The following is a 20281-nucleotide window of genomic DNA, read 5'->3' on the forward strand; positions in this document are numbered from 1 at the left end:
GCGTCGAGACGAGACCCCATCCCCATGAGTGACGGTCGGCATGAGCGACTTTAGGCATGAGTGACGATCCCATCACCGCGCGCCTGCTGCGGCAGGCGATGCCGGTGTTCACGATCCTGGCCTCGTGCCTCATGGTCGTCACCATCGCGTCGATGCTCTATTTCGGGCGCGACATCATCGTCCCGGTCGTCCTGGCGATCCTTCTGAGCTTCGTCCTGGTTCCGGCAGTGCGCCTCCTGAGGCGGGCCTTCGTTCCGCGTGCCGCGGCGGCGCCCCTCGTGGTGGTCGCGGCCTTCGCTGCCATGATCGGCGTCGGGCTGCTCATCACTACCGAAGCGGGGCAACTCGCCGCCGATCTGCCGCGCTACCAGATCACCATCCGGGAGAAGATCGCCTCGGTGAAGGAGGCGACGTCGGGGAGCGGGACGCTGTCGCGCATCGTCGAGATGGTGCAGGATCTCGGCGAGGAATTGCAGCCGGCGCCCCCGAACGACGATGAACGTCCGGGCAGGGCAGGAAGCCACGCCAATCCGCTCCACGTCGTCGTCACGACACCGCAGGCCGCACTCACAACGACGCTCGGCACTCTCGTCGGGCCGATCCTGCACCCGCTCGCCACCGCCGGCCTGATCCTGCTGTTCACGATCTTCATCCTGATCCAGCGCGAGGATTTACGGAACCGCGCCATCCGGCTCGCGGGTTCGGGCGACCTGCGCCGCACCACGGCCGCCATCGACGATGCCACGAACCGGCTCAGCCGGTTCTTCCTCGCCCAACTCGCCCTCAACATCGCCTTCGGCGCGGTCATCGGCACCGGTCTCTGGTTCATCGGCGTGCCGAGCCCGATCCTGTTCGGCGTCCTTGCGGCGATCCTGCGCTTCGTCCCCTATATCGGTGGCGCCATCAGCGCCCTGCTGCCCCTCATCCTGGCGGCGGCCGTGGACCCGGGCTGGTCGATGGTTATCGCCACCGCGCTCCTGTTCCTCATCGTCGAGCCCATCGCCGGCCACGTGGTCGAACCGCTGCTCTACGGCCATTCCACCGGCCTCTCGCCCCTCGCCGTCATCCTGTCGGCCACCGTGTGGACCTTCCTATGGGGACCCATCGGCCTCGTCCTCGCGACGCCGATCACGGTCTGCCTCGTCGTCCTCGGCCGCCATGTCGACCGGCTCTGGTTCCTCGACGTCATCCTCGGCGACCAACCCGCCCTGGCGCCCCCCGAGATCTTCTATCAGCGCATGCTCGCCGGCGACCCCGCCGAGGCGATCGAGCAGGGCCGGCAGGTGCTGAAGGCCCGGGCGCTGGTGACTTATTACGACGAGGTCGTGCTCGCCGGCCTTCGCCTGGCGCAGGACGACCTCGCCCGAGGTGCCCTCGACCGGGCGCGCCAAGGCGAAGTCGGAGCGGCGATCCGCACCGTGGTCGACAGGCTCAAGCTCGCGCCGATCAAGCGGTCGGGCTCCGCCGGCAGCGCCGAGGCGGAGGCGGCCATCGCCGCGGCCGGGCCGGATCGCAGCAGCGCCGGCATCGTGCTGGCCCACGACGAACTCGCCGCGAACTGGCGCGGACGCTCCCCGATCCTCTGCGTGTCGAGCCGCGGTCCGTTCGACGAGGCGGCGACGCTGATGTTGAGCCAGATCCTCGGGCGGCACGGCCTCGCCGCGCAGATGACCTCACTCGCCGACCTGCGCGCCGACACACGCCCGGAGCGCGCGGACGAGATCGCGATGATCTGCTTCTCCTATCTCGAGCCGGTCAGCCTCTCGCAGATCCGCCTCACCGTCCGTCAGGCACGCAAGGAATTGCCCGGCGTGAAGGTGCTCGTCGGGTTCTGGCGCGAGCGCGATCCCTCGACCATCGACCGCCTGCGCCGGACCACCTCCGCCGACGTGCTGGTGACCTCGCTCAACGACGCCCTCGACGCGGCCCTGCGCTTTGCCGCGCCGGCGCGGGCCGGACGCGACTAGTCCCATGTCCGACCGCGATCCCGCTCCCACGCCCTCCCATGCCGCGACCGACGGGCTTCTCGCCCGCATCGTGGAAGCCGGTGGGCAACCGTTCAGCACCGACGGCGATGGCCTCGCCCTGTCCGGTCTCCAGGCCGGGCGCGAGGCGCTGCTAGCGCGCCTTCCTCCGGGCGAAGCGCTTCCGGTCTGGTGGGACGCAAAGCATCGCGGCCTCGCCCTGGCGCGGGCGCAATGCGACGGCGCCGATCTGGTGGAGGCCGACCTGTCGGGTGCCAACCTGTCGGGCGCCTCCTTCGTCGGGGCATTGGCCCGCTCCGCCTGGTTCGAGGGGGCCATCCTGGAGGAGGCGAATTTCAGCGAGGCCGATTGCAGCGGCGCGAACTTCACCGGCATCGTCGGCGGCGAGGCGCATTTCCCCGACGCGATGCTGGAGGATGCGAACTTCACCGGGGCGACGATGCGCTTCGCGCGCCTGCAGCGCGCCCTCCTCGACGGGGCGACCTTCGCCCGCGCCGACCTCTGGGGCGCCGACTTCACCGGGGCCGATGCCGATTACAGCCGGTTCGAGGGTGGACGGCTCGACGAGGCGAACCTCTCCGACATGAATCTGACCTTCGCCAATTTCGATGGGGCGAGCCTGAAGAAGGCGCGGCTGGCTGGTTCGCGCCTTCGCGGCGCCAGCCTCTCCGGAGTCGCCCTGGACGGGGCCGACCTCTCCGGCGCCGATCTCTCCGACACCAACCTCGTCCGCCTCAACCTGATGTCCTGCCGCCTGCGCCATGCGCGATTTTCCGGTGCGCTCCTGACCGGCGTCCGGTTCCGGGTGGACCAGCTCGGCGGCGCGGTCGGCGAGGAGATTGCGGGCGAGTACGAGGCCGCGCAGGCGAGCTACCTCGCCATCGAGCACAACATGAAGAGCATCGGCAGCCACGACGAGGCGAGCTGGGCCTACAAGCGCGGCCGCCGCATGGGCCGCCTCCATGCCGGTGCCGAGGCGAGGGCCGCCTGGGCAAGGCGGACACGGGCGCCCCGGACCTGGAAGCCGGTCCTCCAATCGGGCTACCGCTGGATCGCCGACCGGTTCGTGGAATGGCTCTGCGATTACGGCGAGAGCCTGTCGCGCATCGCCCGCGCCTTCGTCATCCTGATCGTCCTGTTCGGCGCCCTGTTCGGCATCGCCGGCGGGCTGATCCCCGAAGGCGGCAGCGGCGCCGCGACCTACAATCCCCTCGACCTCCTCAGCTACAGCGCCCTCAACATGATGACGGCCAACCCGCCGGAGATCGGCATCAAGCCGGTCGGTCGTTTCACCAACCTCCTCGTCGGGATCGAGGGCGCCGCCGGCATCATCCTGATGGGCCTGTTCGGCTTCGTGCTGGGCAACCGGCTGAGACGATAGGCCAATCCGCCGGCCCTTCGGCCGGACGCGATCCACCGACCCGCAATCGACACCACCGCGAGCCGCCCCGATGGACAACCCGACCTCCTCCCGACGCCTCTGGCGCTGGCGCGGCCCGAGCTCCCTCCGGGGAATTCCAGGCTCGCCCGTGGCCTTCGCGCTGTTCGCCGTCGCCGTGGCCGCCGGCATCACCAACTATTTCTTCGCCGAGCGCAGCCGCATGGAAGCCGCGCGCCAGCACGACATCATCACGCTCAACGAGCGCCTGCTCTCGACCATGAAGGACCTCGAGACCGGCATGCGCGGCTACACCCTGACGGGGATGCCGAACTACCTCACCCCCTATCGGCGGGCACTCGGCACCCTCGACGGCCAGATCGCCGAGCTCGATCGGCTGGAATCGGAATCGGCGGATCCCGGGACCGCCCGCCGCCGCGACTTGCGGAGCCTCGTCGAGGGCGAGCGCGATTTCGCCCGCCGTGTGGTGGAGGCGCGCGACGCCAGCGGGTTCGACGCCGCCGTGACCCTGGTCCGGACCGGGGAGGGCAAGCGCATGATGGACGGCATCCGCGAGGCGACGCAGGTCGGTCAGGACCATGCCGTCACGAGCCTCGCACGCTCCGAGACCACGGAACACTGGCGCGGCCTGATCCTCTCCCTGGTCTGCGCGGCCGCGGCCCTTGCCGCGATGGGCCTCCTCGGTCGCGTCGCGCTCCTGCGTCGGCGTGACAGCCAGCGCATGACGGCGCTGCTCGACGGGGTCCTCGCCAACGCGCCCGTGGGCCTCGGCTTCCTCGACCACACCCTGGCGATCCGCCACATGAACCGTGCCCTGGAGACGATGAACGCGCGGGGATTCCAGGCCATGCTCGGCGGCCCGATCTGGACCGCGATGCCGGAACTCGAAGACCTGCTCCGTCCGAAGTTCGAGGCGGCGCGCGACAAGGGACTGATTACCCCCGATATCGACGTCGCCGTACCGACCCCGAGCGCGCCCGGCGGCGTTCGCCATCTCCAGGTCAGCGTCTATCCACTGCCGGGCTCGGCCGGAATCTCCAGCGGCACCGTCGACGGAGTCGGATTCGTCGTTACCGACGAGACCCTGCGCAAGCTCACCGAGGAGCGCACGCGCCAGAGCGAGCAGCGCTTCCGCTCCCTCACCGAGGCGACCTCCTCCATCGTCTGGGCGACCCCGCCGGATGGCGGCTTCAGCGTCGCTCCGTCCGAATGGACCCGCTTCACCGGACAGACGCCGAAGGAGGCCGCCGGCCACGGCTTCCTCGCCGCGATCCATCCCGACGACCGCGACAAGACGCAGGTCGCCTGGGACCACGCGGTCTCGAACGTCACGCTCTACGAGATCGAACACCGCCTCCGCCGACACGATGGGGTGTGGCGCTACATGGCGGTGCGCGGCGTCCCCATACTCGACGAGGCGGGAACGGTCCGTGAATGGGTCGGCGCCCATACCGACATCACCGCGCGCAAGGAGGCCGAGCACGCGCTGGAGGCCGCCAAGGAATCGGCCGAGGAGGCCAATCGGGCGAAAAGCCAGTTCCTCGCCAATATGAGCCACGAGTTGCGCACCCCGCTCTCCGCGGTGATCGGCTATTCCGAGATGTTGCAGGAAGAGATGGAGGATCTCGGTCAGGAGAGCCTCCTCGCCGACATGCGCAAGATCGAGGCGAATGCCCGCCATCTCCTCGGTCTGATCAACGACGTCCTCGACCTTTCGAAGATCGAAGCCGAGCGGATGGAGATCTATGCCGAGGCGTTCCCCGTCGGCGAGATGGTGCGGGAGGTGGCCTCCACCGTGGATGCCCTCGTGACCAAGAAGGGCAACGCCCTCATCCTCGACCTCGCCGAGGATCTCGGGCTTGCCCATACCGATCAGACCAAGCTGCGCCAGTGTCTGATCAACCTGCTCAGCAACGCGGCGAAATTCACCGAGAACGGGCGGATCACCCTCTCCGCCGTGCATGAGAGCGTCGCCGGTGCGGGCTGGCTCGTCTTCCGCGTGACGGATACCGGGATCGGCATGAACCCGGAGCAGCAGGCCAAGCTCTTCGAGCGCTTCACCCAGGCCGACGCCTCGACCACGCGCCGCTTCGGCGGGACCGGGCTCGGTCTCGCCATCACGAGGGCCTTCGCCACCATGCTCGGGGGGCAGATCGACGTGGCGAGCCGCGAAGGCGAGGGGACCACCTTCACCATCCGGATTCCGGCGCAGTACCGCGAAACCGGAGCGACAGTGGATGAGGTGACGCGCGACGGGTCAGCCCCGCTCACGCCGGAGGCGGCGAAGACCGGCGATCAGGTCCTCGTCATCGACGACGATCCGGCAACGCGGGACCTGCTCACGCGATTCCTTGAGAAGGACGGCTTCAAGGTGGCGAGCGCGGCCGACGGCCGCGAGGGTCTGGAACGGGCGCGCGCCCTGCGCCCACGGGTGATCCTCCTCGACGTGACCATGCCGCGCATGGACGGCTGGTCGGTCCTGCGCGCGCTGCGCGCCGACCCCGATCTCGGGGCGACGCCGGTGATCATGGTGACGGTGCTCGACGAGCAGAGCCTCGCCTTCTCCCTCGGCGCCACCGACTACCTGCACAAGCCCATCGAATGGGGGCACCTGAAGGAGGCGATGGAGCGGTTCAAGGCGGCGGCGTCCGATGGACCGGTGCTCGTCGTCGACGACGATGCCGACGTGCGCGAGCGGATGACGGCGATGCTGACCCGGGAGGGCTGGCGCGTGGCCTCAGCCGAGCACGGCCGCGCCGGGCTGGAGGCCGTCGCGGTCAAGAAGCCCTGTCTCATCCTCCTCGACCTGATGATGCCCGAGATGGACGGGTTCGGCTTCCTGCGCGCGCTGCGGGCGAAGCCGGAATGGCGGGACATCCCCGTGGTCGTGCTGACCGCCAAGGACGTCACCGCCGACGACCGCCGTCGTCTCGCCGGTCAGGCCGACCGGGTGCTGCAGAAGGGCCAGCTCAGCCTGTCCGACCTTTCCGACGCCCTTCGCTCCCTGGTGGCCTCATAGCGCGACGTGGGCCGCCATCACACGCCCGGCTTGCCGCGGCGCCTGCGCACGCGCTGGGCGCTGAGCAAACTGTCCGGCACCAGGGTGGCAACGACCGGGCTCGGGAAATGATCGAACGCAGCGCCGGTGGCTGCGTCGACGCCAATGCCGATGATGCCGCCGGCAATGACGTTGCCCGCCATGCCGGCCGCCCCGGTTCCCACGACCTGGGTCCGCACGGGGATGGTCTCAGGCCGGAAGCCGGGCTTGGCGAAGGTGACGTCGAACTCGTCGGAGCGGTCCACATCGAGGGAGCAGGGCGTCGCCGGGCAAGCATAGCCCTTGGTGCTGGTCATCATGGCGCCCGGGGGCTCCGTCTGGAACGCCATCTTCTCCGACGTCCCGCGCGTGATGCTGCCGCACGCTCCGAGGCCGGCCATGGCACACCCCGCCGCAACCATGGCCGCAGCTCTCAAAACTCGCCCCGTCATGCCGTCCCCCAGCGCCGTATTTTGATCGGCACGAGGTTGTGGCGCGGCAGCGATCAGCTCGCAAGAGTAGTAATGAGCGTCCTCGTCCGCGATACACAGGCATCCCGGCGAAATCCGCGGCGACGTCCCCGTCTATCGAAGATCTCGACGGTGCTTCCAGGGCTGATTACCGGCTCAGATCGTCTCATAAGCGAAAAGGAGCGTGATCGTGGACAGTCCAAGAAGGCCGATGACGAAGCAAATGTCGGCGACACGCTCCAGCCGCATGGCGAGAGGCCGATCGTCGTCGAGGCGCATCGAGAGATAGGAAGCCGCCGCACTCGCGAGAAAGAGGATCGCCGTCAGCGAAACGGCCTCGTCGACATGGCTCGGGCCGATCTGCGCCTCGGCGATCTTCACCAGTCCGACCAGCGTCGTGCAGACGCCGATCATCGTTCCCGCCGCGGGCAGGATGTGCTGGGACAGGGCGCGGGCACCGTCGCCGCGGTTCGGGCGTCGTCCAATCATGGGTTTCTCCGGCGCCGGGATGGCTCAGGCCACACCGATTACCTCATGATTTGCCCCAGATCCTCGAGCCCTCTCCTCAGCCGGACAAGGGCTCGACGACGATGGGCTCACTCTGCAGAACGACCCGAGCCGTCCGGCGGCAGTTCTCGACTCGGTCGGCTCATGATCAGGTCGCTGTCTGTGGATCGACGGTACCCGCTTCGCTCGCGCTAACATCGCTGGCCGCCTCGTCATAGGCCTGCATCCAGGCGGCATGATCGTCGCTGCCATCGGAATAGGGACAGCTGTCGCGTGTCTGGCCGTAGAGGCGGGCATTCCGCCCCTTGATGAAGGGGCTGTCGCTGGCGGTGGCGGCATCACTCATGGCTCGTCTCCCATTCAGGATGTGGCTCGAACCAAGGCAACGCGGCAGCACGGCGGAGGATCGCTTCTCCATGTCCCTGAAACGAAAAACCCGCCGCGGCGCGAGCCGGGCGGGTGAAGGAAGAGTCTCTTAGCCAGATGAGAACGATCCCGAGGACCTCCGGTTCCATGGCACGTCGGATCGCCTCCGAAACGTCGGGTCACGGCACTGTGCAAGTCTCCGGCTTGCGTGCCGGCTCGGGGACTGGCAAGTCGAGCCCGCGACGTGCCGCATCGGGAATCAGCCTTGTCCGCGCAACTGCAGACGATTGCAGGAATCGTCATTTATCATCCGGATGAGGCGAATCTCATTCGACTCGCCGCCGTGCTGGCGCCCGACGTGCGGGAGATCGTGATTTACGCCAATTCCGCTGTCTCCCCGCAGATGGAGGAGCGCCTGCGGAATTCGGCAGCCGGTACGTTGCTGATGGTGATGCGGCCCGGCAGCAATATCGGCCTCGGGGCTGCCTACAACGACCTTCTCAACCACGCCTCGGGGCAGGGCGCGACCTTCCTTCTACTTCTCGACCAGGACAGCCTGCCACCGCCGGGGGCGATCCCGAAGCTCGCCGCACGACATGCTCAGCTCACGGAGGCCGGAGAGAAGCCTGCCATAGTCGGCCCGCGACCGACGGACTGGGCCGGTGAAGCGTTGAGATCTCCGCCCAGACGGGAAGGTCTCGCGGTCGCGCCCAACTCATCCCGCGTCCAGTTCGTGATCTCGTCGGGTTCCCTCATCAATTGCGTTGCGGCAGGCGCTGTCGGTCCGTTTCGAGCGGATTTCTTCATCGACGCCATTGACGTCGAATGGTGCATGCGCGCCAACCACCGGGGCTACTCGACCTGGATCGCGGAGGACGTACTGATGGCGCACGAACTCGGTCGTGGCCTGATCCGGCTATCCTTCGGACTGCTGCTCACCGACCAGCCGCCGCGACGGCTCTACACCTTTCTCCGCAACCAGCTCGTCATGCTGCGCATGCCGCATGTTCCCCTGAGCCACAAAGCCAAGACTCTTCTTGCACTCCCGCTCCGCTTGGCAGTCTATCTCAAACACAACCGGTTTTCTCGCGAATCGCGTACAGCGATCTGGCACGGACTGATTGACGGAGCACGAGGACGGGCAGGCGCACCGGAAGCCGTGTTCAGAAAAATCGCCAACCTCCGACATTGAACACTATTCTACCACACCAGGTATCGAATGCACAGTAATTCGACAGAACTTAATCAAATTTAAAGACAATGAATTCAGCAAACGCGGCTGGAATGGGCACCACGAAAGGGTTCGGAGTGATTAGTCGTGATTAATGTCAACTGCGTGTATGGGCCAGACCATGTCGATCATATCCGAGAGGTTCTCGCACCCTCTTTGAACGACGCTTCCGAGCATGACATCAAGTTTAACTGTATGCCCTACTTATCCGAATCCAACGTCCGAATCGGAACATGTCAAATTGGGTCCGTCCACTTGACCGATCTGGACAATCCTACGGGGAAAAATCTTGGATTCGCGGAAGCCCACAACAAGATCTTTGAAATTTTAGACGAAGACGTTTTTTTTATCATTATCAACCCCGACTGCATTGCGACCGCTGGGTGCATCGATGCGTTGGTGGCGTTGTTCGAGAAAAGAGCCAAGAAACCGGGAATCGTGGAAGGCCGGCAATGGCCGTATGAACACCCGAAGGAATATGACCCTTTCACACTGGAAACGCCTTGGGCAAGCGGCGCGTTCGCTTTGATAAACAGCGAAGCCTATCGTCTTGTTGGGGGCATGGACGAACGTTTTTTTATGTATATGGAAGATGTAGACTTGAGTTGGGCAATGTGGAATGCCGGATTTCCAGTTTACTATGAACCCGCATCTTGCATCATACACTTTTCGGGGGGTCGCTACTATCGGCCAGACTTATTGGAGAGAGAGAAATATTATTCTCTAAGAAATTTTCCGTTGCTTTTACGCAAATTTTTTGGAGATAGTGGAGAAATTCAAGCTTGGACATACATCAGAAAATCAGTCGACCCCGAACTTGTCAAGCTGTTAGAAGAGGATGTGCAGACGAACTTCGCGGATTTCCCGAAAGCCACCCAGGTAACATCGACTCGATCTAATAAAATCAAAGTCCTTGGGTTATGCCAATTCCACGAGATAAGAAAATGAAGTTTCACGTCCTGGCCAAGAACAAGCATAGCGAAGCTCGCTTCAGGGCCGCCCACAAAAGCCTGCCTCCCGTCTTCCATCATAATATAAGATCTTATTTGTCTACGGTCAGCAATATCATAGATGACGATTCGGCCGATTACGCTTTTCTCATTCAAGAAGATACATATTTGCCTGACGATTTTTCCAGCATTGCATCTGATCTCGTAGAAAAACTTGATGCCGAATGGCCTAACTGGGGCATTTGTGGAAATTCGGGTATTTCCGCGTTCTCGTTCGGGCACAACGCCTCGAATGTCATACGGTACAATTTCGACAGTCAAGCGGGGCCGAATGCCTCCGAATTCATTGTTCCGGCACAAACCGTCGATAACTCGGCAATTCTGCTCAACTGCCGCGCGTTGCGACGCGCTCGTTTGTCTCTGCCCGATTTCGCCGGTGTTGAGTTACACAGTATTATTTTAAGTATTGAATGCGCCGCAAAAGGACTGGCGATCGTCATAGCCCCCCAGATGGCCTGCTTCCATGGCAGCAAAGACAACACGTTGTCCTTCAGCAAATCGCGGGAGACACCGTCGATCAAAACCTACCTCGCGACAAAGTTGTTAAACAATCAGATCGCAACATCTAACGGCCCGTTAAGCGTTGCGCTGAGCACCGCGAGTAATCGTATAGATCTGGAGATGGCGGCGTTGTCGAACTCTGCAGCGTCTCGTCGCCAGAAAAAACTGAATATCCTCATAAGATCGCAATTTCGTCACCCAGAAATGCTCAAAAGGACTCTACAGACTGCCAAGTCCTTTTCTGTTGCGACTCGGCCATACGTCTCAACAAATATTGTTGTTGTTACGGACAAAGGCGATGTGATACCAAGCTTTGTCAGCCAGTGGGCTGATAAAATCGTTTCTGTCTCACCTTACCAAGCTAGAGATTCCCGATCTCTGCTTATTAGAGATGGAATCTTAGCTGAAGAGTCTGATTTCACATGGATCGTCGATGATGACGATTGGATTTTTCCGAATGAGGCAGGCCGGCTTGCTCTCATATTATGCACTTGCCCACCATCGTCCGTTGTGTTTGTGAACAGTCAACATTTTATGGAGACGTTTGCCTCTGAAGGTCCGATCATGGCATCCGGATATTCAATTCATGAGGATCGCCATTTCCCAGCAAAGTTTTGGAGTGGCAGCCTTGGCGGCGTCAATCATATCCCGATCTGCGGAATGATCATATCGACCGATTTATTGAAACTTACCCCTGAACGAGTATTTACTCGTTTGGAATATTTAGAGGACTACGCGCTGCAGTTATTCTCTCTTCAATCGACAAAATTCCCGCCAATAGTTTTGGATAAACAGTTTTCTGGAATATCCATTCGAGATCCTGCCGGATCTATTCCTAATTCAGTTAACGAAAAAGATAGAACGAAATGGAATCGCTCATTAGCCGAGCTTTCTTATTTACTAGCACAGAGCAAATCGACAGCATTACCGATCATGTCATTGCCATCCATATCTAGAAGTTCAATAACTTTGGATACTCTTTCCGGTAGAGAAAGGAAGGCGCTGCTCGCACTTCGAGCTTTGCGAGGCGCGTCACTCTTTTTTCGTAACCCTAGAAAAACTATAGCTTATTTTCGTTCCGCCCGCGAAGGGTATTTAAATCGAGGTTTGCGAGGCCTATTATCGGCATTAGCATCCGCAAAAAAGTGAACATAGTAATGTCGAAAGTCGTGGACTTAGACCATGCATTACGTCGAGAGGAGATCGACCGCCGATCTTTATTGGCCAGTATCTTGTTCGCAATGTGCTCAGAGCTACCCTAAGCAACGTTATCGCCTGAGATATAATATAGCTCTGCGTACGTTACTGATAATCCCGGCAGCAGAAGGGCCGTATATCGTGGGACTGTCCGCATCAGCTACTGCCAAACCAGCTTCGCAGGTCCGTTAGCATTGAATAATCAAAAAATTTTTGTCCAGAAAACCGTCAGCAACTTGACGACCGTTCAAACTGTCACATCCGCGGCATAAGCCGCCAGAACCTCCTCCGGCGCGCCGTCCATCATCAGCGTGCCGCCCTTCATCCAGAGCGTCCGGTTGCAGAAGCGCTTGATGGCGGCGTTGTCATGGGATGCGAGAAACATGATGCTCGCCTTCTGGATCATGCCGTGGAGCCGCTGCTCCGCGCGCTCCGCGAAGGCCGCGTCGCCGACACCGATCACTTCGTCGAGGATCAGGATGTCGGGATGGACGGCCGTGCTGACGGCGAAGGCCAGCCGCAGCAGCATGCCGCTGGAATAGGTACGGATCGGCAGGGACAGGAACTCGCCGAGTTGGCTGAATTCCTCGACGTCGGGGACGATCGCCTGGGCCTGCTTGTGGTCGAGTCCGAGCATGATGCTGCGCATCTCGATGTTGTCATAGCCCGTGGCATCGCCGTCCATGCCCATGGAGAGGTCGATCAGGGAGGAGATGCGCCCCTCGATCGAGACCATGCCCGATGTCGGCGGATACACGCGGCTGAGCACCCGCAGGAGCGTCGTCTTGCCGGCGCCGTTGCCGCCGACGAGCCCGATGCGATCGCCATCGCGCGCCACGAAGCTGACCTGGCTCAGCGCCTTCACCACCTGGATGCTGCTGTCGCGGTCGTTCTGCAGACCGCCACCGACCGTACGCCGCAGGATTTCGCTCTTCAGGGCACGGCCGCGGGAATTGTAGACGGCGAGCTCGACGCTCGCCTTGTCCAGCACGATATGAGCCATGATGCCCTCAGAGCCAGTAGACGACGCGGTGCGAATATTTTCCCGCGAACGCCAGGGTGAACAGCCATCCGGCCACGAGCAGGCCTAGCAGGATGACATAGGACGTCGCGCTCGGCACATGGCCCAGCAGGGGCTCGCGCATCACGTCGAGCATGCTGGCGAAGGGATTGAGGATGAGCACCGGGTGGTCGACACGCAGTTGCGACGGCTTGAAGACGACCGGTGAGACGAAGAACGCGACCTGCACGACACTCGCGACGATCTGCGGAATGTCGCGAAATCGTGCCGACAGGATCGCCAGGAGGTAGCCAATCCAGGCCAGATTTGCGAGCACCAGCAACAGGCCTGGGACGAACAGAATGATGTCCCAGTCAATTGGCGAGCCCATGACGACAAATAATACCGGCAAAATAATCAGGTTGTGAGCAAATACGAAGAGGTTTCTAGAAATCGTTCTCAGTATGTACGTAAAACGAGGCAGCGCTACCTGTCGAATGATGCTGTCATTTTCCGTGAAACTTGAGCAACTTTCGATGATCGTTTGCGAGATCAAGCCCCAGAGAATGAGCCCGGCACCGAGATGCGGCAGATAAGCAGCCATGGAGGTGCCAAACAGCGACGCGTAGATCCCGCCCATTCCGAAGATCATGACGGCCATGCTGAGCGTCAGCCACAACTGACCGACGCGCGACCGCCGATACCGGCGGATCACGTCGTTCTTGGCCAGCATCCACCACATACGCCATGCGCCGAAGCCTCCGAGGACGTCAGCGACCCCTCCTGCTACCAAACCCATGCGGTCTCTTTCCCGGAGCCATGCTCCCGCGGAGCAGTCGATGATGCGCCTCCCCAAAGCATGCACTTACGCATATTGGCAAGAAACGGATTTTCGATGAGGCGGGTAGGCTGGCGCAATACGGTCCCGGATCGGACGGCGATCTGATCCACCGAAAGGGTATCGTCGAACCGACGATCTATCGCCGGTAGATCGTCGACGGCAGCCACGTCGACACCGGTTCGATGCGCATTACCCCGCCTGCCTCTCCTCGCCGGCGAGGTCCAGCAAAGTCTGGCGCAGCCAGCGATGGGCGGGGTCGTTGTCGTAGGAGGCGTGCCACAGCATCGAGATCGCCACCTCGTCGAGGGCGACCGGCGCGGGGCTGACGGCGAGGCCGAGCGTTCCGGCGAAAAGGGTGGCGAGGCGCTCCTGCATGGTGGTGAGAACGGGCGCGCTGCGGACCAGGAACGGCACCGCGAGGAAGCGCGGCGTCGTCACCGCCAAGTCGCGTCGCAGACCAAGGAGGGCGAGCGCATCGTCCACCACCCCGTGGGCGGTCTCCTTCAGGCTGGTGAGCACATGGGGAAAGCGCAGATAATCATCGAGCGAAATCGGCGGCGTCACGCCGAGGAGGTCGGCGTTGAACAGGCAGACGTAGCGGTCGCGATAGAGCAGGCGCTGCTTGTGGTGGATCTGACCCTGGCTGAACATGCCGATACCGAGATCGACCCTGTCCGCGTCGAGCTCCTGCAGGATGCGGATACGGTCGATGGAGCGCAGGAGCAGGCTGATCCCCGGTGCGTGCCGACGCAGATAGGCGAGGAGGCGCGGCCCGAGCAGAACCTCTGTGGAATCGGGCAGGCCGATGGTGAAGGTGCGCGTCACGCTGCGCGGATCGAACGCCTCGTCGCGGCGGACAAGGGATTGGATCTGTCGCAGCAGGGTCCGGACGGGTTCGGCGAGAGCGAGCGCACGGGGTGTTGCCCGCATCCCCTCGGGCGCGCGGGTCAGCAATTCGTCGCCGAAGGTGGTGCGGAGCCGGGCAAGACTGCTGCTCATGGCCGATTGACCGACACCGATCCGAGCGGCGGCACGGGTGACGCTCCGTTCCGTGAGCAGGGCGTCGAGGGCGACGAGGAGGTTGAGATCGATGCGCGATAGATCGACGTGATCAATAGTCATTATCGATCCTATCTGTTTGATCCATGCTGCATCGCACAGCATATTCGCTCCAGAAGCAAGGGCGACACGCTCCTTGCACAGTGAGCGAGACCCGACACCATGACCATTAGAACCTTCATCGCCGCCGCCGTCCTCACCGCCGGTGCTCTCACGGGCACCGCCTCGGCCGAGACGATCAAACCCCTCGACGGTGGCAGCGTCAGCCTCGGCGAACTCTCCGGCGTGGCTTATTACACCGCCGAGCCCAAGGGCTACCGGGTGGTCGTGACCCTGGCCCGCACCGAGACGGGCCGTGCCGTGCGGTTCGAGACGATCCTGGGCTCCGGCCAGAGCGTGACTCTCTCGACCCCGCAGGAGCTCGGCGCCACGGCCGATGCCATCGAGATCAGCCGCACCGGCGATACCGTCGCCGTGAGTCGGCTTCGTGCCGAGCCGACGCGGGAGGCATCGGCCCTCAATTAAGGGGATGCCCGGCATGACCGGGTCTCCCGACCCCGAAGGCCTCTCCGTTCTCATGAATGGGGGAGGCCTTCTCCGTCTTCGGCCCTCCTCATTCGTCTTACGCCCCGACAATCCTATAAGAGGCGTGCGCGGTCACGCATCACGAGCGACGCTCGCCGAGGACAGAAACGGGCCATGGCAGGATTGAAGGACAAACGCGGCTTCGTCGACAAGGACAGGCTCGACCTCTCCGAGCGGCAGGCCGTCGAGCATTGGATGAAGCGCTGGGGCGTCACGCGCGATCAATTGACCTCCGCCCATCGCAAAGTCGGCCATATGGTCAAGGATATCGCCGCCGAACTCGGCAAGAAACGCTGACGTTAAACGCTGACGAGAAACGTTTGGACCAGACGAAGCGTTGAGACGCGACGACGACCGGGAAAAGGCGGGAGGCGGGCGGGTGCCACTCAAGAGACACGGGCTGCTCCCATGGGGCGGCATGCTGAACGACCGCCGTTACGCCGTTTCCGAATCCGCCCGCTGCGCCGATCTGCGCGCCCTGAGCGCGCCCGACCGCAACCGCTTCCGCAAGATCGTGAGTTGGAATCTGCTGCGGCGCACGGGCGCCAAGGTGGACGGCATCGTCGAACTGATCGAGCGCGAGCAGCCCGACCTCCTCCTGATGCAGGAGGCGACGAAGGAGATTGCGTCGATCAAGGAGCGGCTCGGCGGGCACTATGCCTGGGCGCCGCTGCCCGGCCGTATCCACGGACTCGCGATGTGGAGCCCGCATCCCTGGGCCGCCCCGCCCATCGTCGTCAAGCTGCCGTCCGGCGCCCTCGTCGACCGGGTCTGCCAGATCCTGGACATGGGCGATTTCGGCGTCGCCAACGTCCACCTCTCGCATGGCCAGGTGCTCAACCGGCGCCAGTTGCGGCGGATCGAGCAGAGCCTGCCCGCACGCGCGGCGGTGATCGGCGATTACAATCTCGTCGGCCCGGCGCTGCTGCCGGGTTTTCGCGATGCCGGACCGCGGATTCCGACCCATGCCATGGTAGACATCGTGCCGCTCCGCATCGATCGCTGCCTGGTGCGCGGGCTCGCCTGCCTCGGCCGCACGGTGCTGCCGCGCGGCGCCTCCGATCACCGGCCGATCGTGGTGCACCTCGCCCCCGCCCCGGCACAGCCGACGGCACACGATATCAGAGGTATGGCAGCAATAGTCGCACGGCTGCGTCGCGCAGCCGGACGGGAAGCGACCGTCGCGCCAGGTCTTCGGACGTCAGGCGCGCCTCCATCTTCGTCCGCATAAACCGGTCGAGCCGGTCGGCGAAAGCCCGGTCGTAGACTTCGACATTGAGCTCGAAATTCAGGCGGAAGCTGCGCATGTCCCAGTTCGCGCTGCCGACGAAACTCCATTCGCCATCGACGACGAGTAGCTTCGAATGGTCGAAGGGCGGCTCGTCGAGCCAGATCCGCACGCCGCTCTCGAGCAGGGGCGCCACATGCGCCCGCGTCGCCCAATCGACGTAACGATGGTTGCTCGCGCGCGGGATGATGACATCGACCCGGATGCCCCGTGTCGCGGCGAGCGCGAGGGTGGTGGACAGGATTTCGCTCGGCAGAAAATAGGGCGTCACCAGGCGGATGCTGTGTTGGGCGCAGGTGATCGCCGACATCACGGCGAACTCGATCTTCTCGATATCCGCGTCCGGTCCCGACGTGACGACGCGAGCCTCAATCTCGCCGGCGGGGCCGAGCGGGGGGAACCAGCGTTCGCCGTCGAGTTCCTCACCCGTCACGAAGGCCCAGTCGCTGGCGAAGGCCTGGGTCAGTTGCTCGACCACGGGTCCCTCGATGCGGAAATGGCTGTCGCGCACAGGGTCGGGCGGAGACGTCGCCACGAGGTTCTCGTCGGCGATGTTGATGCCCCCGGTGAAGCCGATGCGCCCGTCGACGATGAGAATCTTCTTGTGGCTTCGCAGGTTCAGGAACGGCATCCGCCAGGGCAGGGCGGAATGCATGAACAGACCCACCGGCACCCCGGCCCGGCGCAGGCGCCGCGCCATCGCCGGAAAGAAGTAGCCGCTGCCGATCCCGTCGATGAGCACACGGACCTCGACGCCGCGATGCCTGGCGGCCAGCATCGCCTCGAAGAAGCGGCTCCCCGTATCGTCGTTGCGGAAGATGTAACTCGACAGGGCGATGCTGCTTCGCGCGCCCTCGATCGCCGCCAGCATGGCCGGGTAGGCCTCGTCGCCGTTGCGCATTGTCTCGAGCGCATTGCCGCCGAGGAGGGAGAGTTTCGTGATCCGACGGACGGCGCGGTCCAGGGGCCGCAGATCATCGGGAACGGTCGCGTCGGGGATGGCGGGGGAGCCCACCTGCTGCGAGGGCCGCACCCGCAACTGTCGCGCGCGACGCGACACCCGGTTCACGCCGAAGATCGCATAGAGGATCGTCCCGAAGATCGGCGACAGCCAGGCAAGGCCGATCCAGCCGATGGCGGTGCCGATCTCTCGCTTGCGCAGCAGGGCGTGGACCGAGACGAGAAGGGCCAGAGCGATACCGAACAGGGCCAGCACGTCGGCCCGGATCGAGCCGGTCGCCTGCAGCCATCGGTGGAGAAGGTCTTCCAAGGATCAGCCCAGTCTGAGAACGGGATCGCGAGACGACGAACTCTTTAGCCCCGAGCCCGCGGAAAGACCTAGCGTCCGGCCGTCCCGGCGGCAGCCTCCGCAAGGTGCGCCTCCTCGCGCGAATGCGTCGGGCGCAGGGTCTCGGTCAGGAGTTCCACCTGCGTCACGAGCCGGACGAGACTGTCGGCGCGGGGCAGGTCGGGATGGGCGGGGAGGGCGCTGCCATCCTCGGCGAGCCGGGCGAGGGTGGTGGTGATCCACAGGGTCCAGGCGCGGCACGCCTCCACCTCGTTCTCGGCATCGCTCTTCGGGTCGCGTCTCGGCTCGGCGGCATAGCGCAGCGCCGACAGGCGCGCGCCGATCCGGCGCAATGTCGCGTCGGCGACCATGGCGGTCTCGACCTGCGGATGTCGTCCGGCGCGCGGCTGCTGGAGAGCGCGGGAGAGGGCGGCCTCCAGGGTATTGAGGGCGAGGCCGCTCGCCCGCGCCGCCTGTTCGGCTGCCCCGCTCCGCTCGGCCTCCGCCCGGTTCGAGAGCACCGTGCGCGCGAAATCGGCATGCGCCTTCACCGCCTTCTTCAGTTCGAGGCGGACCTGATCCGGCTCCCAGACCGGCCACAGAAGCAGACTGCTCGCCACGGCGATGAGACCGCCGAGGAGGGTGAAGAGCGCCCGCATGCCCGCGACTTCCCAGGAGGCATGGCCCGGCTCCATCACTTCCACCAGCAATACGACGAGGGGCGTCAGGCAGGCGATGAAGACGCCGTAGCTCACCTGCCGCGCGGCAAAGCCGATGATGCTCAAGGGGAAGATCAGGGCCGCCAGCGTCAGGGTCGTGGTGGCGACGCTGGCGAGCAGGGCGCCGAGCATGCCGCCGAGCACCGTGCCGCCGATCCGCTCCAGGGCTCGCTGCCAGGTGGCGGCGTAGAAGGGCTGCATCGTCAGCACCACCGTGATGGTGAGCCAGTGGGTGAACGGCCCCGGCCAGAGCAGGGTGAGGCCGAGGACCGGTGCCGTGACCACACTCGCTCGGATCGCGTGCCGCAGGTTGGGCGAAGCCAGGGTGAAGTTCGCCTTCAGCGGGCCGAGCAGACGCCGGCGCAGCGGCAGGCTGGCACTGCCCAGCAGAGTGCCGCCGGGGCGATACCCTTCCGGCGTCGAGAGCTTGGCCCCGATGCGCACGCGGTCGAGGATGCGTTCGGCGAGGGCCTTGAGGGCCGGATCGGAGGAGAAGCCACGCCCGGCCCGCTCGATCGAACGCTCGATGCGCGCCAGATCGAGAATGGTGTCGTCGCGGATCGCCCGCGCGACCACGAGGAGGAGCGGCCTCAGCCGCCGCAGCAGGCGCCGCGTCCGGACCTGGCGGTTGGGGTTGAGATCGGCCTCGATCCGGTCGGACAGGGCAATCAGCGCGGCGAAGGCCTGCTCGGCACTCTCGAGCCGGATCAGGGCCTGGGCGGTTCGGTCTGAGACGCGCTCGCGGCTGCGGGCGAGGTCGACGATCAGGCTGCGTGCGAGCTCGATCGCCTCGCGCACGCCGCGACGATGGGCGCGGGCATGGTCGTCGAACCCGGCCGCATCGGCCTTCTCCGAGGCCGCGAGGTCTTCGAGGTCGCCGCTGAGCAGGGCGAGCCGGCGCCAGACCTCGGCCACCGCCCTCTGGGTCGGGCGATAGGGGTTGAGGCGCCACAAGGCGAGCGCCAGCACCGTCGCCCACAGGCCGCCGGCCAGCACCATCGCTCCGGCGACGGCGGCTTCGCTGCCGGAGAGCGGTCGGTCGAGGGCGAAGGCCAGGACGAGCACGAGGACGTTGCCGGCGGTTTGCTCCTGCACGCCCCAGACGCGGGCATAGGTGCAACAGAAGATGACGAGGGTCGCGACCGGCACGACGAGGGCGGGGCCATGCGGCTGCATCAGCCCGAACAGGCTCCATACGACGCCGGCCAGCACCGAGAACACCGCGAGCACCATGAGGCGCGAGCGCATCGGACCGCCGATATCGGCAAAGCAGGTCAGATTGGCCGCGAGCGCCATGATCAGGAGGGGTGGCCACGCCACGAATTCATGGACGAGGATGACGGTGCCGAAGGCGCAGGCCGCCCGAATCCCCTCCATGATGCTGAGACCGCGTGGGTCGAGGGCGATCGGCAAGCGCGCCAGATTCGATCCCGGAGCGGAGAGAGATCCGCGGCCTAAGAGGAAACCGGCGGCGCGCCGGCGCCGAAGGCTCTCGGAGGCGGCACCGCCAGCCTTGATATTGGGGCCCGTCTTGGCCGTCGGGATGGAAGGGAGGGGCACCGTAACACGATCCGCCGGGCGGCATGCCCGGTGACAGCCGGTTTAAAGCCGATCGACGGCGCGCAGAACCCATCTTCACGCGTGCAGTGCACCATCGCCATGCGGTTCGCGATGCCCCTGGCGGCCAAGCGCTGCGGCGGCAGCTGTATACATTTTCGCTCCGATCCGCCGTGGATCGTGCCTCTTGGCCGGTACCTTGCATACCAGATTTGCCCCCGACAATCGGTCAGCGGCAATG

Annotated in this window: 17 protein-coding genes; 9 read left to right on the forward strand and 8 right to left on the reverse strand. The window is 64.3% G+C overall.

The genetic code is table 11. The features are described from left to right. The first annotated feature begins 56 nt into the window (after positions 1 to 56). The 3 genes from A3OK_RS22345 (at position 57) to A3OK_RS0104475 (ending at position 6403) form a co-directional block, all read left to right on the forward strand. Positions 57 to 1967 carry an AI-2E family transporter gene (locus A3OK_RS22345; protein WP_019903733.1) on the forward strand — a complete coding sequence of 637 codons (1911 nt, stop codon included), beginning with the start codon at positions 57 to 59 and terminating at the stop codon, positions 1965 to 1967. 4 nt (positions 1968 to 1971) lie between these two features. Beyond that, a complete protein-coding gene (locus tag A3OK_RS0104470; RefSeq protein ID WP_019903734.1) occupies positions 1972 to 3366 on the forward strand; it encodes a pentapeptide repeat-containing protein in 1395 nt (464 codons plus the stop codon). A 70-nt stretch (positions 3367 to 3436) separates the two neighbouring features. Then, positions 3437 to 6403, forward strand: coding sequence for a response regulator (locus A3OK_RS0104475; RefSeq protein WP_019903735.1), 2967 nt, complete (start codon positions 3437 to 3439; stop codon positions 6401 to 6403). 17 nt (positions 6404 to 6420) lie between these two features. Here the strand turns inward: A3OK_RS0104475 and A3OK_RS0104480 are convergent, their stop codons facing one another. The 3 genes from A3OK_RS0104480 to A3OK_RS0104490 all read right to left on the reverse strand — a co-directional run bounded on the left by A3OK_RS0104480 (position 6421) and on the right by A3OK_RS0104490 (position 7744). Further along, complete coding sequence (locus tag A3OK_RS0104480; protein ID WP_245259309.1) at positions 6421 to 6741, reverse strand: translation initiation factor 2; 321 nt, start codon at positions 6739 to 6741, stop codon at positions 6421 to 6423. 306 nt (positions 6742 to 7047) lie between these two features. Then, the gene (locus tag A3OK_RS0104485) at positions 7048 to 7380 is read right to left on the reverse strand and encodes a hypothetical protein (protein WP_019903737.1); all 333 of its coding nucleotides are present in this window, start codon (positions 7378 to 7380) and stop codon (positions 7048 to 7050) included. Between the two features lie 166 nt (positions 7381 to 7546). Next, on the reverse strand, positions 7547 to 7744 hold the full coding sequence (locus A3OK_RS0104490; RefSeq protein WP_019903738.1) for an Rmf/CrpP family protein: 198 nt from the start codon (positions 7742 to 7744) through the stop codon (positions 7547 to 7549). 285 nt (positions 7745 to 8029) lie between these two features. On the opposite strand from A3OK_RS0104490, the gene A3OK_RS0104495 reads away from it, so the two are divergent. From A3OK_RS0104495 to A3OK_RS23885, 3 genes are all read left to right on the forward strand, one after another. Continuing rightward, entirely contained in the window at positions 8030 to 8956 is a 927-nt protein-coding gene (locus A3OK_RS0104495) for a glycosyltransferase (RefSeq protein WP_019903739.1), read from the forward strand. A gap of 294 nt (positions 8957 to 9250) precedes the next feature. Next, the gene (locus tag A3OK_RS23880) at positions 9251 to 9943 is read left to right on the forward strand and encodes a hypothetical protein (RefSeq protein WP_155911949.1); all 693 of its coding nucleotides are present in this window, start codon (positions 9251 to 9253) and stop codon (positions 9941 to 9943) included. Next, entirely contained in the window at positions 9940 to 11655 is a 1716-nt protein-coding gene (locus A3OK_RS23885; protein ID WP_155911950.1) for a hypothetical protein, read from the forward strand. The genes A3OK_RS23880 and A3OK_RS23885 overlap by 4 nt, the downstream gene beginning before the upstream one ends. Positions 11656 to 11950: 295 nt before the next feature. On the opposite strand, the gene A3OK_RS0104500 is transcribed toward A3OK_RS23885, so the two are convergent. From A3OK_RS0104500 to A3OK_RS0104510, 3 genes are all read right to left on the reverse strand, one after another. Next, positions 11951 to 12706, reverse strand: coding sequence for an ABC transporter ATP-binding protein (locus A3OK_RS0104500; protein ID WP_019903740.1), 756 nt, complete (start codon positions 12704 to 12706; stop codon positions 11951 to 11953). A 7-nt stretch (positions 12707 to 12713) separates the two neighbouring features. Continuing rightward, positions 12714 to 13502, reverse strand: coding sequence for an ABC transporter permease (locus A3OK_RS0104505; RefSeq protein WP_019903741.1), 789 nt, complete (start codon positions 13500 to 13502; stop codon positions 12714 to 12716). A gap of 231 nt (positions 13503 to 13733) precedes the next feature. Then, on the reverse strand, positions 13734 to 14666 hold the full coding sequence (locus A3OK_RS0104510) for a LysR family transcriptional regulator (protein WP_019903742.1): 933 nt from the start codon (positions 14664 to 14666) through the stop codon (positions 13734 to 13736). A 99-nt stretch (positions 14667 to 14765) separates the two neighbouring features. Between A3OK_RS0104510 and A3OK_RS0104515 the strand changes: the two genes are divergently transcribed. From A3OK_RS0104515 to A3OK_RS0104525, 3 genes are all read left to right on the forward strand, one after another. Continuing rightward, positions 14766 to 15128, forward strand: a complete 363-nt coding sequence (locus tag A3OK_RS0104515; protein WP_019903743.1) for a hypothetical protein — start codon at positions 14766 to 14768, stop codon at positions 15126 to 15128. A 174-nt stretch (positions 15129 to 15302) separates the two neighbouring features. Further along, a complete protein-coding gene (locus A3OK_RS0104520) occupies positions 15303 to 15485 on the forward strand; it encodes a DUF3606 domain-containing protein (protein ID WP_019903744.1) in 183 nt (60 codons plus the stop codon). A gap of 82 nt (positions 15486 to 15567) precedes the next feature. Beyond that, positions 15568 to 16419: an endonuclease/exonuclease/phosphatase family protein gene (locus A3OK_RS0104525; protein WP_245259310.1), complete on the forward strand. Its 852-nt coding sequence runs from the start codon at positions 15568 to 15570 to the stop codon at positions 16417 to 16419. On the opposite strand, the gene cls is transcribed toward A3OK_RS0104525, so the two are convergent. Together cls and A3OK_RS0104535 are read right to left on the reverse strand one after the other, a co-directional pair. Next, positions 16310 to 17746 (reverse strand): cardiolipin synthase, encoded by a 1437-nt coding sequence (cls, locus tag A3OK_RS0104530; RefSeq protein ID WP_019903746.1) that lies wholly within the window; start codon positions 17744 to 17746, stop codon positions 16310 to 16312. The genes A3OK_RS0104525 and cls overlap by 110 nt on opposite strands. Positions 17747 to 17814: 68 nt before the next feature. Then, positions 17815 to 20043 (reverse strand): FUSC family protein, encoded by a 2229-nt coding sequence (locus A3OK_RS0104535; protein WP_019903747.1) that lies wholly within the window; start codon positions 20041 to 20043, stop codon positions 17815 to 17817. Positions 20044 to 20281 lie beyond the last annotated feature (238 nt).

This window comes from Methylobacterium sp. 77 (genome assembly GCF_000372825.1).
Taxonomy (GTDB): domain Bacteria; phylum Pseudomonadota; class Alphaproteobacteria; order Rhizobiales; family Beijerinckiaceae; genus Methylobacterium.

Excerpts from the sequence above, each read along its gene's own strand:
- A3OK_RS22345 (WP_019903733.1), top strand. The coding sequence starts at position 57 with ATGAGTGACGATCCCATCACCGCGCGCCTGCTGCGGCAGGCGATGCCG.
- A3OK_RS0104470 (WP_019903734.1), top strand. The coding sequence starts at position 1,972 with ATGTCCGACCGCGATCCCGCTCCCACGCCCTCCCATGCCGCGACCGAC.
- A3OK_RS0104475 (WP_019903735.1), top strand. The coding sequence starts at position 3,437 with ATGGACAACCCGACCTCCTCCCGACGCCTCTGGCGCTGGCGCGGCCCG.
- A3OK_RS0104480 (WP_245259309.1), bottom strand. The coding sequence starts at position 6,741 with ATGATGACCAGCACCAAGGGCTATGCTTGCCCGGCGACGCCCTGCTCC.
- A3OK_RS0104485 (WP_019903737.1), bottom strand. The coding sequence starts at position 7,380 with ATGATTGGACGACGCCCGAACCGCGGCGACGGTGCCCGCGCCCTGTCC.
- A3OK_RS0104490 (WP_019903738.1), bottom strand. The coding sequence starts at position 7,744 with ATGAGTGATGCCGCCACCGCCAGCGACAGCCCCTTCATCAAGGGGCGG.
- A3OK_RS23885 (WP_155911950.1), top strand. The coding sequence starts at position 9,940 with ATGAAGTTTCACGTCCTGGCCAAGAACAAGCATAGCGAAGCTCGCTTC.
- A3OK_RS0104500 (WP_019903740.1), bottom strand. The coding sequence starts at position 12,706 with ATGGCTCATATCGTGCTGGACAAGGCGAGCGTCGAGCTCGCCGTCTAC.
- A3OK_RS0104505 (WP_019903741.1), bottom strand. The coding sequence starts at position 13,502 with ATGGGTTTGGTAGCAGGAGGGGTCGCTGACGTCCTCGGAGGCTTCGGC.
- A3OK_RS0104510 (WP_019903742.1), bottom strand. The coding sequence starts at position 14,666 with ATGACTATTGATCACGTCGATCTATCGCGCATCGATCTCAACCTCCTC.
- A3OK_RS0104515 (WP_019903743.1), top strand. The coding sequence starts at position 14,766 with ATGACCATTAGAACCTTCATCGCCGCCGCCGTCCTCACCGCCGGTGCT.
- A3OK_RS0104520 (WP_019903744.1), top strand. The coding sequence starts at position 15,303 with ATGGCAGGATTGAAGGACAAACGCGGCTTCGTCGACAAGGACAGGCTC.